Annotated in this window: 12 protein-coding genes; 10 read left to right on the top strand and 2 right to left on the bottom strand. The window is 40.6% G+C overall.

Annotated elements, in window-relative coordinates:
- Nucleotides 1-117 precede the first annotated feature (117 nt).
- Together guaA and coaA are read right to left on the bottom strand one after the other, a co-directional pair.
- Nucleotides 118-1,683 carry a glutamine-hydrolyzing GMP synthase gene (gene guaA / locus ED2_RS06745; RefSeq protein ID WP_005880856.1) on the bottom strand — a complete coding sequence of 522 codons (1,566 nt, stop codon included), beginning with the start codon at nt 1,681-1,683 and terminating at the stop codon, nt 118-120.
- Nucleotides 1,684-1,742: 59 nt separating this feature from the next.
- The gene (gene coaA, locus ED2_RS06740; protein ID WP_016177173.1) at nt 1,743-2,666 is read right to left on the bottom strand and encodes a type I pantothenate kinase; all 924 of its coding nucleotides are present in this window, start codon (nt 2,664-2,666) and stop codon (nt 1,743-1,745) included.
- A 216-nt stretch (nt 2,667-2,882) separates the two neighbouring features.
- On the opposite strand from coaA, the gene ED2_RS06735 reads away from it, so the two are divergent.
- The 10 genes from ED2_RS06735 (at nt 2,883) to deoB (ending at nt 13,904) form a co-directional block, all read left to right on the top strand.
- The gene (locus tag ED2_RS06735; RefSeq protein WP_016177174.1) at nt 2,883-3,488 is read left to right on the top strand and encodes a class I SAM-dependent methyltransferase; all 606 of its coding nucleotides are present in this window, start codon (nt 2,883-2,885) and stop codon (nt 3,486-3,488) included.
- Between the two features lie 278 nt (nt 3,489-3,766).
- Nucleotides 3,767-4,783, top strand: a complete 1,017-nt coding sequence (locus ED2_RS06730) for a LacI family DNA-binding transcriptional regulator (protein WP_005880851.1) — start codon at nt 3,767-3,769, stop codon at nt 4,781-4,783.
- A 140-nt stretch (nt 4,784-4,923) separates the two neighbouring features.
- On the top strand, nt 4,924-6,225 hold the full coding sequence (locus ED2_RS06725; RefSeq protein WP_016177175.1) for a pyrimidine-nucleoside phosphorylase: 1,302 nt from the start codon (nt 4,924-4,926) through the stop codon (nt 6,223-6,225).
- 15 nt (nt 6,226-6,240) lie between these two features.
- Complete coding sequence (deoC, locus tag ED2_RS06720) at nt 6,241-6,903, top strand: deoxyribose-phosphate aldolase (RefSeq protein WP_016177176.1); 663 nt, start codon at nt 6,241-6,243, stop codon at nt 6,901-6,903.
- A 16-nt stretch (nt 6,904-6,919) separates the two neighbouring features.
- Nucleotides 6,920-7,318 carry a cytidine deaminase gene (locus ED2_RS06715; protein WP_005880844.1) on the top strand — a complete coding sequence of 133 codons (399 nt, stop codon included), beginning with the start codon at nt 6,920-6,922 and terminating at the stop codon, nt 7,316-7,318.
- A 65-nt stretch (nt 7,319-7,383) separates the two neighbouring features.
- A complete protein-coding gene (locus ED2_RS06710; RefSeq protein ID WP_005880842.1) occupies nt 7,384-8,472 on the top strand; it encodes a BMP family lipoprotein in 1,089 nt (362 codons plus the stop codon).
- A gap of 522 nt (nt 8,473-8,994) precedes the next feature.
- Entirely contained in the window at nt 8,995-10,557 is a 1,563-nt protein-coding gene (locus ED2_RS06705) for an ABC transporter ATP-binding protein (protein WP_005880840.1), read from the top strand.
- Nucleotides 10,550-11,683, top strand: a complete 1,134-nt coding sequence (locus ED2_RS06700; protein WP_005880838.1) for an ABC transporter permease — start codon at nt 10,550-10,552, stop codon at nt 11,681-11,683. Before ED2_RS06705 ends, ED2_RS06700 begins: the two co-directional genes overlap by 8 nt.
- Nucleotides 11,683-12,639: an ABC transporter permease gene (locus ED2_RS06695; RefSeq protein WP_005880836.1), complete on the top strand. Its 957-nt coding sequence runs from the start codon at nt 11,683-11,685 to the stop codon at nt 12,637-12,639. The genes ED2_RS06700 and ED2_RS06695 overlap by 1 nt, the downstream gene beginning before the upstream one ends.
- Before the next feature lie 98 nt (nt 12,640-12,737).
- Nucleotides 12,738-13,904 carry a phosphopentomutase gene (gene deoB, locus ED2_RS06690; protein ID WP_016177177.1) on the top strand — a complete coding sequence of 389 codons (1,167 nt, stop codon included), beginning with the start codon at nt 12,738-12,740 and terminating at the stop codon, nt 13,902-13,904.
- The last annotated feature ends 100 nt before the right edge of the window (nt 13,905-14,004 follow it).

Here is a 14,004-nt window from a genome sequence, read left to right as displayed (position 1 = left end):
CCGATTTTTGGTAGGGAGAATGGTAGGGAACCATATCATTTTTAATGAAAATCAAGCTCTTTAGCAACTGAAGAATGTTGATTTATAGGCGTTCCCCATCCATATTATGTTGGCTCTTTATTCCCACTCCACAGTTGCAGGTGGTTTAGACGTGATATCGTACACGATACGGTTGACGTGTGCCACTTCGTTGACGATACGAACAGAGATTTTTTGCAAGACGTCCCAAGGGATGCGAGCAAAGTCAGCTGTCATGCCATCGATGGAAGTAACAGCGCGGATACCGACAGTGTAATCATACGTACGGCCATCGCCCATAACACCAACAGAACGGATACCTGGTAAGACTGTAAAGTATTGCCAGATGTCACGATCTAATCCAGCCGCAGCGATTTCTTCACGCAAGATTGCATCAGATTCGCGGACGATTTCTAATTTTTCTTCACTGATTTCACCTAGTACACGGATACCTAGACCTGGTCCAGGGAAAGGTTGACGCCATACGATTGAATCGGGCATACCTAATTGTGTTCCTAATTCACGGACTTCATCTTTGAAGAGTGTGTTCAAAGGTTCGATTAATTCAAATTGCATATCTTCTGGAAGACCACCAACGTTGTGGTGAGACTTGATTGTTTGAGCTGTCTCAGTACCACTTTCGATCACGTCAGTATAAAGTGTGCCTTGTGCCAAGAAAGCAACGCCTTCTTCACCAGCTAATTTCGTTGCTTCATCATCAAAAACATACACAAATTCATTTCCGATGATTTTGCGTTTTTGTTCAGGATCAGAAACACCAGCTAGTTTATCTAGGAAACGTTTTTTGGCATCGACTTTGATGATGTTCAAGCCAAATTTACCGCCTAGGCTTTCCATTACTTGGTCAGCTTCGCCTTTACGTAATAGGCCATGGTCAACGAAGATCGATGTTAATTGATCACCGATTGCTTTTTGTAAAAGAACGCCGACAACACTAGAGTCTACGCCGCCTGAAAGACCAAGTAAAACTTTTTTGTCGCCTACTTGTTGACGGATTTTTTCGATTTGCATATCGATGAAGTTATCCATTGTCCAGTTGCCTTCGCAATGGCAGACATCAAATGCAAAGTGACGTAATAATTCGATTCCGTATTCGGAATGACGCACTTCTGCATGGAATTGGATACCATAGAAGTTGCGTGTTGTATCTTGGATTGATGCAATTGGGCAATCTTTGCTTGTTCCGACGATTTCAAAACCTTCAGGAACTTTTGTTACTAAGTCACCATGACTCATCCAAACAGTTTGTTGTTTTGGTGTCTCATTGAACAACACAGCATCGTCAGCAGTTACTTCTAAGAGTGCTTTTCCGTATTCGCGGTTTTTGGCTGGTTCAACTGATCCACCTAATTTATAAGTGATCAATTGCATACCATAACAAATCCCTAATACTGGAATTCCTAAGTTAAAGATCTCTGGATCGATTCCAAAAGCATTTTCATCATACACACTGTTTGGTCCACCAGAAAGAATGATCCCTTTCGGATTCATTGCTTTTACTTCTTCTGCAGTAATGCGGTGGCTCAATAGTTCGGAAAAGACTCCCAAATCACGGATTCGTCGTGTAATCAATTGGTTATACTGGCTACCATAATCTAATACGATAATCTTTTCAACGTTTGTCATATCGGCAACGTTTGTCACATTTATTACCCCTATCCCTTTAAATTTTATCTCAAAATAGATGAAACTATTTTAAAATGCTAATATTTTCGCATGAAAATCGAATCGATGATATGATTTTCAGTTTTATGGAGAATTATATCTGCTCTGCTGCGAGTAGGCAAGATATATTCGTTTAAATTCTTTAAATTCACATTTTTCCATACTTCTTTTGCCATTTTGAACGCATCTTCGCGATCGCCGATAGCAAATCGATAGTAATAGTTTTGTGGATTTTGAAAAGCTGTATCGAGCAAGGCACCGAAACGATCAAGGTACCATTTTTCGATCAGTGATGAATCTGCGTCAACGTAAACGGAAAAGTCAAAAAAGTCGCTGACGTAAATTTGTTGGTTGGCTGGTAGTTGAAGTGTGTTGATTCCTTCAACGATCAAAATATCTGGTTGTTGGATCAACTCATATTCATCAGGAATGATATCATAGACGTCATGTGAGTAGACTGGGACTTTGATTTCTTCCTGACCGGATTTGACTTTATTTAGGAAGTCAATGAGCATTTCCATATTGTAACTTTCTGGGAATCCTTTACGATCCATGATCCCTCGTTCTTTTAAGACCTTGTTAGGATAGAGAAAACCGTCAGTTGTAATCAACTGAACATTTCTCCGCTTAAAGGTACGAGATAAGATTGTTTGCAGTAGGCGAGCAGTGGTGCTTTTACCAACGGCGACACTTCCGGCGATCCCAATGATGAATGGCGATACCTCCACGTATTTATGAAGAAAAAGACCTTTACTCAAAGTAAGAGACTCAAATTCTTTCATATAAAGATAGATCAGATGAGCAAGAGGAACATAAATGTCTCGAACATCTTGCATCGAAATACGGTCATTCAAACTCTTGATTTTATCTAATTCATCTTGGGTCAATGGTGCTTGCCCGTTACGATAAAATTCACGCCATTCTTCTCTTGCGACACGGTAGTAATTCATTGGATCGTTCATAATAGCCTCATAGCCTCCTGCATTCTCCCATCAATGGATTTATTTTAACACAAAACATTCCTAAACCCCACCACTTGGGAGGAAAGCTTTGTCTTTTTTGGGTATTTTTCCATAGTCGGAAGAAAAAATAACTCTCAAGGGTTCTAGTCTGACTTGCACCTCTGTACATAAAACGATAGACTATGGACAACTAACAAAGTAAGAAGGGTGGACATTATGACAAACCACTATTATTCAGAAAACCCCGATACAGCCCATGATTTTGAGGAATGGCCCTTTGAATTAAAAGGAAAAATATTCCGATTTGTGACTGATTCTGGCGTATTTTCACGTGAAACAGTCGATTACGGTTCACGTGTATTGATTGATGCATTTGACTGGGAAGAATTACCAAGTGAAGGGAAGATATTAGATGTTGGTTGTGGCTATGGACCAATCGGATTAGCCATTGCTTTTGAGAGTCAGCGAATGGTGGAGATGGTCGATATCAACTCACGGGCAGTTGAGTTGGCGCAGGGGAATGCCAAACGGAACCAAATTAAAAATGTGGAGATCCACCAATCAAATATCTATGAAGATGTCCAAGAAGAAGGCTATGCTGCTATTGTCAGTAATCCGCCTATCCGTGCAGGGAAAAAAGTGGTCCATGAAATATTGACGGAGGCGTATCCACGATTAAAAACAGGTGGAACATTGACGATCGTGATCCAAAAGAAACAGGGAGCACCGAGCGCACAAAAAAAAATGCTAGAAACTTTTGGGAATGCGGAGATCATTACTAAAGACAAAGGCTACTACATTATCAAAAGTGTGAAAGAATAAATGAAATAATGGGATATCGTGACTATTCATCGTTTTTTGCTCTTTTTAGAAAAGCAGCGATGTGAATGGTTATAAATTTTTTTGCTATGAGTAGAATATTTTGAGAGATGATTTATATAGATCTAGGAGGCTGAGGCATAGAAATGTCTCGGCTTTTTTTTGTTTCGTTGAAGCTTAGATAAAAAAGGGGAAGTAGAGCATTCTGTCTATTTTCTAGCTATTCTTTTTGAAAGGGTTTTGGTAAACTAAAAAAGAATTTATACAAAGGGGGAGAAGAAGTGAAATTAACGATCAGAGATATCGCAGAGATGGCTGGCGTTTCTGTGACGACGGTCTCACAGATATTGAACAATAAAGGAAGTCGCTTTAGTGATAAAACCAGAAAAAAAGTATTGGAGATCGTGAATGAGCATCACTACAAACCTGATTATTTTGCCTCCAATGTGATCAATCGTCATTCTAAGACGATCGGGATGATCGTGCCTGATGTGACCGACTTTTTCTTCTCTAAATTGATTGAAGGGGTCGAAAGTTATTTAAATCCGTTGGGGTATGTGATCATGCTGTGTAATTCTCGGCATAGTCAGGAGAATGAAATCAAATATTTACAAGAACTCTCTCATCGTTCGGTAGATGGCATCTTATTGGCTACCCCGAATGTCTTGCCTGATTCGTATTCTTTAGATAGTGGGTTTTATACGAACATGCCGATCATCTTGATCGATCGGGGACTAAACCGTAGAGATCATGGACGATTGCTTGTGAAAGAATATGAAGGGGCTTACCAAGCGGTATCGTTGTTCATTGAAAATGGACATACTAAGATCGGTATGCTGAAGGAAACAACTGGTTACTATCAATTGGAAGAGCGGTTCAATGGATATCGCCATGCGCTAAAAGATCATGGTATTCCTTTTAACGGCAAACTTGTTGAACAGGGTGAATTGACGGTACAAGGTGGTTATGAATCTTCCAAGAGATTGCTACGCCACAAAGATATTACTGCAATTTTTTGTGGGAATGATGCGATGGCGATTGGTTGTTACCAAGCAATCGATGAGTTAGGGAAAAAAATTCCGGAAGATATTTCAGTCATTGGGTTTGATGGGCTAAAACTTTCTGAATATATGATCCCCAAATTGACAACGGTTAAACAACCAAGTTTTGATATTGGTTTTTATGCTGCTCGCTTTTTGATCGACACGATTGAATTTCCTCAACGCAAAGTTCCGAACAAAGTCTTTGAAACAAAATTAATTATTCGTGAGAGCATAAAAACATTGACAACGGGCTAACTGGGCGGTATATTGCTTATGTAAGTGTTTATAAAGGCTAAGTATAGCCCTTTGCGTTTTTAGTAAACTGGTTTACTAAAGTGGTTTACCTTTTATAAAAATCCTGTATAATACCGAATGAAGACAAGGAGGATCAGGCAATGCGAATGGTGGATCTGATTGAAAAAAAGAGGGACGGAAACGAATTATCAACGAAAGAAATCGACTATATTATTACGAATTATACGAGTGGTAACATTCCTGATTATCAAATCAGCGCATTACTAATGGCGATCTTCTATCAAGATATGACGGATCGAGAAATTACTGACTTGACACTGGCAATTGCACATTCAGGGGATGTGATCGATTTGAGTCCATTAGATGGGATCAAAGTCGACAAACATTCGACTGGTGGTGTGGGAGATACGACAACGTTGATCTTAGCGCCGTTAGTAGCTAGTGTGGGTGTGACAGTGGCAAAAATGTCTGGCAGAGGACTTGGTTATACGGGCGGAACGCTAGATAAATTAGAAGCGATCCCAGGGTTTAAGATCGAACTTCCTGATGAAGAATTTATCCGGATCGTCAATGACAGCAAGGTTGCGGTTATTGGTCAATCGGGAAATCTTGCACCAGCAGATAAAAAGTTATATGCCTTACGGGATGTGACGGCGACAGTTGACTCGATTCCTTTGATCGCAAGTTCGATCATGAGTAAAAAAATCGCCGCGGGAGCGGATGCAATCGTATTAGACGTCACTACTGGTGATGGGGCATTTATGAAGAACATCGAGGATGCCCGACGATTAGCAAAAACAATGACAAGTATTGGTAAACTAGCGAATCGACAAACAGTTGCAGTGATTTCTGATATGTCTGAACCATTGGGTGAGGCAATTGGCAACAGTCTGGAAGTCGTCGAAGCTATTGATACATTAAAAGGCAACGGGCCGGAAGATTTGGTGGAAATGTGTTACGCATTGGGAAGCCAAATGATGGTATTAGCAAAACAAGCGGCTACGATCGATGAAGCAAGAGTTCAACTTAAAGAAGCGTTGGAATCTGGCAAAGCTTTGTTGAAATTCAAAGAAATGATCCAAAATCAAGGGGGCGACCCAAGCGTGGTGGATCAGCCTGAACGATTGTTGACAGCGAAGTATGTAAGCGAGCTTCCTGCGAAGGAAAGTGGCATTGTGTCGAAACTTGTTGCGAATGAGTTGGGGATTGCCGCAATGATGTTGGGAGCTGGCCGTAAAACGAAAGATGATGCTATTGATCATGCGGTAGGGCTTAAATTAAATAAAAAAATCGGCGATCCTGTCCAAGAGGGCGAATCTTTATTAACGATTTATAGTAATGAAGAAGATATCTCTTCTGTGAAAGAATTGCTTTATCAAAATATTGAAATCAGTGATTCGGCAGAGAAGCCTACATTAATACACGACATTATCACAGAATAAAAAGGAGAGAAAAAAATGGAATTGAATCGAATGATCGACCATACAATTTTAAAAGCAGATGCTTCAGAAACGGATGTCATGCGCATCATTGAAGAAGCAAAGAAATATCATTTCTATTCTGTCTGTATCAATCCAACATGGGTTTCTTTAGCAAAAGAAAATCTAAAAGGTGAACCGGTAGCGGTATGCACGGTGATTGGGTTTCCTCTAGGAGCTAACACATCAGAAACAAAGGCTTTTGAAACAACAAATGCCATTGAAAACGGCGCAGATGAAGTAGATATGGTCATCAATATTGGTGCATTGAAATCACAACAATATGGAAAAGTACAACAAGATATCGAAGCAGTAGTTGAAGCAGCCAAAGATCGTGCATTAGTGAAAGTGATCATTGAAACAGCGCTACTAAACCATGAAGAAATCATCAAAGCTTGCGAACTTGCGAAAGCAGCTGGAGCAGATTTCGTCAAAACATCTACTGGTTTTTCAACTGGTGGTGCCAAAGTAGAAGATGTTCGATTGATGCGTCAAACTGTAGGCCCAGAAATGGGTGTGAAAGCATCAGGTGGCATCCATAATGAAGCGGAAGCTTTAGCAATGGTTGAAGCTGGAGCAACACGGATCGGTACTAGCGCAGGCGTTTCGATCATGTCTGGCTCAACAGGTGAAGGATACTAATTTTAAGGAGAAGCTTATGTCAGAAGTGAAACAAGAGTGGATCGATACTGCAATAGAGGCCTTGGATAAAGCCTACGTTCCATATTCTCATTTTCCTGTAGGCGCATGTTTAGTGACTGAATCAGGGCGAACGTATCAAGGAATCAACATCGAAAATGCATCATTTGGCTTAACAAATTGTGCCGAGCGTACAGCATTCTTCAAAGCAATTTCTGAAGGAGAAAGGTCATTTACACACTTGGTTGTGTCTGGGCATACACCAGATCCGATTTCTCCTTGCGGTGCTTGTCGGCAAGTCATGGCTGAATTTTGTTCACCGGATATGCCAGTAACTTTGATTGGCGATGACGGTGTCATGAAATCCACAACTGTGGAGGGATTGTTACCTTACGCATTTACAGAAAAAGATTTATAACTCACGTTCATTCAGTCAGCTGACTGTTGAAAAATAAAACAATTATTTTAGGGGGCTTTACAGAAATGAAAAAAGCAAAATTATTTGGTTTAGGTGCTGTAGCGTTATCTGCTGGATTATTATTGGGCGCATGTGGCAACGGCGGCGATTCAGACTCTACTGATTCCACTGGTGGAGGCAGCTCTTCAAAAACAACAACTGCAGCATTGATCACAGACACAGGTGGTGTCGATGACCGTTCATTCAACCAGTCAGCTTGGGAAGGACTAGAAGCTTGGGGGAAAGACCATGATCTTTCACGCGGAAATGATGGATTCCAATACTTCCAATCATCAAATGAATCAGATTATATTCCAAACATCGACCAAGCCTTGAATGCCGGATTTAAAACAATTTTTGGGATTGGTTATAAATTGAAACCTGCAATCGAAGAACAAGCTGGTTCTAATCCTGAAACAAACTTTGCGATTATCGATGACGTAATCGAAGGAAAAGACAATGTCGTGTCAGCAACATTTAAAGATAACGAAGCTTCTTATCTTGCAGGGATTGCAGCAGCATACACAACTGAAACAAATACTGTTGGATTTATCGGCGGGGTAAAAGGTGAAGTAATCGACCGTTTTGATGCTGGATTTAAAGCCGGTGTTGATGCAGGAGCGAAAGCTTTGAATAAAGATGTAAAAGTCTTGAACCAATATGCAGGTGACTTCTCAGCACCAGATAAAGGTCGTTCAATTGCACAAGGTATGTACGCTCAAAATGCGGATATCATTTTCCATGCTTCAGGTGGTACTGGTAACGGTGTATTCCAAGAAGCTAAATCATTGAATGAATCTGGCGACAAAAAAGTTTGGGTAATCGGTGTTGACCGTGACCAATCTGACGAAGGCGACTACACTTTAAATGGCGAAAAGAAAAACTTCACATTGACATCTACACTTAAAGGTGTGGGAACTGTTGTAGAAGACTTAGCACAAAAATCAGCTGACGGTAAATTCCCTGGTGGCAAACACACAGTTTATGGATTGAAAGAAGACGGTGTGGGTATCACTGAAGGTCAACTTTCAGATGAAGCGAAAAAAGCAATTGATGAAGCAAAAGAAAAAATCATTTCAGGAGATATCAAAGTACCAGAAACTCCTAAAAGCTAATTAAGTTTTATTCGATAGAGGTCGGGACAGAAGTGTTTCACTCCGAAAAATAAGAAGGGATTCACGGGAATTGTTTTTCACATCTTTGTGGATTTTCAGATTATTTTTAGAAGGTGGTGCTTTTGTTCCCGCCATTTATTCATAGAGTGTGAGGCAAAAGTATTACTTACTTTTGTCCCATATTCTATGAATAAATATATTTTGATCTATTGTTTCTTTATCAAGGTGTTGTAAGAAGTGGGTTGTTTTTGACGACTTGTCATTGGAGCAAAGCGGCCTTTTCACAACCTCTATTAAACGGTGTTCAAAGGCCAACTCCTTGAAATAAGCCTGAATTTTTAAAAATATGAAAAGCTATTTTAAAAAATTCTTTCTTATTATCATCGGAGTAAAGCGGCCTTTTCACAACCTCTTGATAAGGGAACAATCCCCTGAAGTATTTTGCTTCATTTTAAGATTTATATAGAAATAGAAATCTTTGTTAATCGTTGCCTAGACAGAAATCGTTAGGATGTGAAAAATGTGGTTCAAGAAAATATTGTCATAGAAATGCGGAATATCACCAAACAATTTGGTACATTCAAAGCAAATGACAACATCAATTTACAAGTGAGAGCTGGTGAGATCCACGCTTTGCTTGGAGAAAATGGTGCCGGGAAATCAACATTGATGAATGTACTATCGGGTCTTTTAGAACCGACTTCAGGTGAGATCCTGATGCATGGGAAAGAAGTGAAGATTACAAGCCCAACAAAAGCTAATCAGCTAGGTATCGGAATGGTCCATCAGCATTTTATGTTAGTGGATGCTTTTACGGTTACAGAAAATATTGTTTTGGGTAGCGAGCCCAGCCGAGCAGGGGTGCTTAATCGCCGCAAAGCTCGTGAAGAAATCAAAAAACTTTCAGAGCAATATGGGTTGTCGGTTAATCCAGATGCCTATGTTCGTGATATCTCTGTAGGGATGGAACAACGGGTCGAAATTTTAAAAACACTTTATCGTGGAGCAGATGTATTGATCTTTGATGAACCAACCGCTGTATTGACTCCTCAAGAAATTGATGAATTGATTCTTATCATGAAAGAGTTAGTGAAGGAAGGCAAATCCATCATTTTGATTACGCACAAATTAGACGAAATCAAAGCTGTAGCTGACCGTTGTACTGTTATCAGACGTGGACAAGGGATCGGTACAGTCAATGTGAAAGATGTCTCTTCTCAACAATTAGCAGATATGATGGTGGGACGTACTGTTTCATTTAAAACAATGAAGAAAGAAGCACGTCCGCAAGAAGTAGTATTGTCCATTGAAAATCTAGTAGTCAAAGAAAATCGAGGACTAGACGCAGTCAAAGATCTTAGCTTAGAAGTACGGGCTGGTGAAGTGCTAGGGATTGCGGGAATCGACGGGAATGGTCAATCTGAGTTGATCCAAGCATTGACAGGCTTGCGAAAAGCAGAAAGTGGCACAATCCGCTTGAAGGGTGACGATATCACCAATAAGAAACCGCGTAAAATCACAGAGTCTGGCGTAGGTCATGTGCCTGAAGATAGACATAAATATGGACTGGTACTAGATATGACTTTAGCTGAAAATATCACTTTACAAACGTATTATCAAAAACCATATAGTAAGAATGGGTTACTGAATTACTCGGTCATCAACGAGCATGCACGCGACTTGATCGAAGAGTACGATGTACGGACAACAAATGAAATCGTACCGGCAAAAGCACTCTCAGGTGGAAATCAGCAAAAAGCGATCATTGCACGTGAAGTAGATCGTGATCCAGATTTGCTGATTGTTGCGAATCCTACTCGAGGGCTAGATGTAGGAGCCATTGAATTTATTCATAAACGTTTGATTGAACAAAGAGATAAATTCAAAGCTGTTTTATTGATTAGTTTTGAGTTGGAAGAAATCTTGAATGTGTCGGATCGAATCGCCGTGATCCATGAAGGGAAAATCGTCGGTATCGTCGATCCAAAAGAAACATCTGAAAATGAACTAGGATTACTTATGGCGGGCTATTCTTTGGAAGAAGCAAGAAGAGAGTTAGAAAAGGTTGGTGGCGCACATGAATGATCGCAGTGAGAAGTTTCGTAATCTGCTAGTACCGGTATTTTCAGTAATTTTAGGATTGATCTTAGGCGCTATTTTGATGGCTGCTTTTGGATTTAAACCAATTCAAGGTTATTCTTCGATGTTGAATGCTTCACTTGGTTCACAACGAAGTATCGGAGAGACATTAAGACAAGCAACGCCATTGATTTTTACAGCGTTAGGTTTCTCGGTAGCTAACTCTGCGGGCTTCTTTAATATCGGGCTTTCAGGACAAGCGCTTTGCGGTTGGATCGTTAGTGTCTGGGTAGCATTGGCATTTCCTGATCTGCCAAAAGTGGTTTTATTGCCGCTTTGTGTGATCTTAGGAGCCTTAGCAGGAGCAATGGCAGCAGCTATTCCTGGTTTGCTACGTGCCTTTTTCGGAACAAGTGAAGTAATTGTAACGATCATGATGAACTATATTTTACTTTATCTTAGTACATTCGCCTTACATGACGTGATGCCGGAAAGCTACCGTTCTAGTTTGGATTCATCAAACTTAGTTGGACAAAATGCCTCATTGAGAGTGCCTTGGCTTACTCAAATGTTCGGTGGTTCCCGTGTAAATGCAGGATTGTTTTTAGCACTTATTGCTTTGTTCCTCGTTTGGTTGCTTATGAAGAAGACAACGCTAGGATTTGAAGTGCGTTCGGTCGGATTAAATCCTTTTGCTTCGGAGTATGCAGGGATGAGCAGCAAGCGTACGATTGTTTTATCTATGGTGATTTCAGGCGCTTTAGCAGGGCTAGGCGGAGTAGTTGAAGGACTAGGAACATACCAAAACTTCTTCGTTCAAACCACTTCACTATCCATCGGGTTTGATGGGATGGCGGTTTCGCTATTAGGTTCTGGATCAGCAATTGGAATCCTTCTTTCAGCGATCTTGTTCAGTATCTTGAAGATCGGTGGACTGGGAATGCAGACAGGTGCAGGAGTGCCATTTGAGATCGTGAATGTTTCGATCGCCTTGATTATTTTCTTCGTCGGAATCAATTTCTTGATTCGCTTTATCATGGCGAAACTATTCCAAGGAAAGAAACAAGCAGCAATCGTTGCAACGGTCGAGTCGAACCCAACAAGTCAGAATAAAGAAGGAGGAGAGCTCTAATGTCAACAGTCGAATTGATTGCTTTGATTCTTACATCTACACTCGTTTATTCAACGCCTTTGATCTTGACCTCTTTAGGTGGAACTTTTTCTGAGCGCAGTGGGATCGTTAACGTAGGTTTAGAAGGTATCATGGTCATGGGTGCATTTAGTGCGGTTGTTTTCAACTTGACGATGAGCCCTGAATTAGGTGCAATGACGCCTTGGATCGCTATCCTAGTTGGTGGGGTCGTCGGTGTCTTATTCTCCTTGCTGCATGCAGTAGCAACGGTTAGTTTACGTGCAGACCACATTATCAGTGGTACGGTCATCAACTTGATGGCTCCCGCATTAGGTGTATTTTTAATCAAAGCATGGTATGGTAAAGGTCAAACGGATAACATCTCCGTAAACTTAGGGTATTTCTCCTTCCCAGGTCTATCAGATATTCCTGTGATCGGGCCGATATTCTTTAAAAATACCTTTTTACCAGCTTATTGTGCGATCTTGATTGCTGTTCTTGCGTGGTTTATCATCTTTAAAACCAAGTTTGGACTACGTCTACGTTCGGTTGGTGAGAATCCTCAAGCCGCAGATACACTAGGAATCAATGTATATGCGATGCGTTATTCAGGTGTATTGATCTCAGGTCTTCTAGGAGGAATGGGCGGTGCTGTTTTTGCCCAGTCTATCTCAGGTAATTTTTCTGCCGGAACGATTGTTGGACAAGGGTTCATTTCAATGGCAGCAATGATTTTTGGTAAGTGGAATCCGCTAGGCGCAATGGCCGCTTCTTTATTCTTCGGTTTTGCGCAAAGCTTAAGTATCATCGGCGCACAATTGCCAGTGATTTCTTCAATACCGCCAGTTTTATTACAGATCGCGCCTTATCTATTAACGATCATCGTTTTGGTCATTTTCTTAGGAAAAGCATCTGGGCCTAAAGCAAACGGTAAAAATTATATCAAATCAAAATAAACTTTTAGTGCATAAAAAGGGCGGGTTACGGGAACTATTTTTTGGCTCGTCCTTTTTGATTTATATAGTTAAAAAATAAAAGGAAAGAAGGAATATTCATGTTTAAACGCGTACATTTGATTGTCATGGATTCAGTTGGAATCGGAGAAGCACCCGATTCAGAAAAATTTGGTGATAAAGGTTCAGATACACTAGGCCACATCGCAAAAGAAGCAGGTTTGACCATTCCTCATTTAGAACAATTGGGACTAGGAACGATTCGTCCATTAGAAGGAGTAGAAGCTGTAGCTGATCATCAGGGGTATGCGACAAAATTAGAAGAAGTGTCTGTTGGTAAAGATACGATGACAGGACATTGGGAGATCATGGGTCTAAATATCAAAACGCCATTTCGTGTGTTCCCTAATGGATTTCCAGAGGAGCTTCTAAAACAAATCGAAGAATTCTCCGGTCGTAAAATTGTTTGTAACAAACCATATAGTGGAACCGCTGTTATTGATGATTACGGCGAACATCAAATGAAGACAGGCGATTTGATCGTGTATACCTCAGCAGATCCAGTTTTGCAAATTGCGGCACATGAAGAAATCATTCCTTTAGAAGAATTATATCGGATCTGCCAGTTTGTCCGTGACATCACGAAAGATGATCCATATATGATCGGTCGGATCATTGCTCGTCCTTATGTCGGCGAACCAGGCAACTTCACACGGACAAGTAACCGCCATGATTACGCACTAGATCCATTTGGCCATACGGTATTAGATTCATTGAAGGATGCAGGCAAAGATGTAATTGCTGTTGGAAAAATCAACGATATCTTCAATGGTCAAGGGATAACAGAATTTGTTCGCACGAAGAGCAACATGGATGGTGTCGATCAATTGCTAAATGTCATGAAAAAAGATTTTACAGGGATCAGTTTTACAAACTTAGTTGATTTTGATGCCTTGTATGGTCATCGTCGTGATGTAGTAGGGTACGCACATGCGATCGAAGATTTTGATTTACGAATACCTGAATTATTGGATGCAATGACAGAAGATGACTTGCTGATGATCACGGCTGACCACGGAAACGATCCAACATTCCCTGGAACAGACCATACACGGGAATATGTTCCATTACTTGTCTACAGCAAAAAAATGAAGGAACAAGGCAGCTTGCCTCAAGGATACTACTCTGACATTTCTGCAACGATCGCAGAGAACTTCGATGTTCCAGCAACTGAAAATGGCGAAAGTTTCTTGAAACTGTTGAAATAATCAAAAAACGAGCGTGGGACAAAAGTAAGAAACACTTCTGTCCCAGCCTCGATTCAAGAAGAGTTCATGTAAAGGATTTTGTAAAAGAGCCATCTTGCTT

Source organism: Enterococcus durans NBRC 100479 = LMG 10746 (assembly GCF_001544215.1).
In the GTDB taxonomy this organism is placed as follows: Bacteria; Bacillota; Bacilli; order Lactobacillales; family Enterococcaceae; genus Enterococcus_B; species Enterococcus_B durans.
The sequence above is the reverse complement of the archived record's forward strand: the minus strand, read 5'-3'. Positions and strand labels throughout refer to the sequence as shown.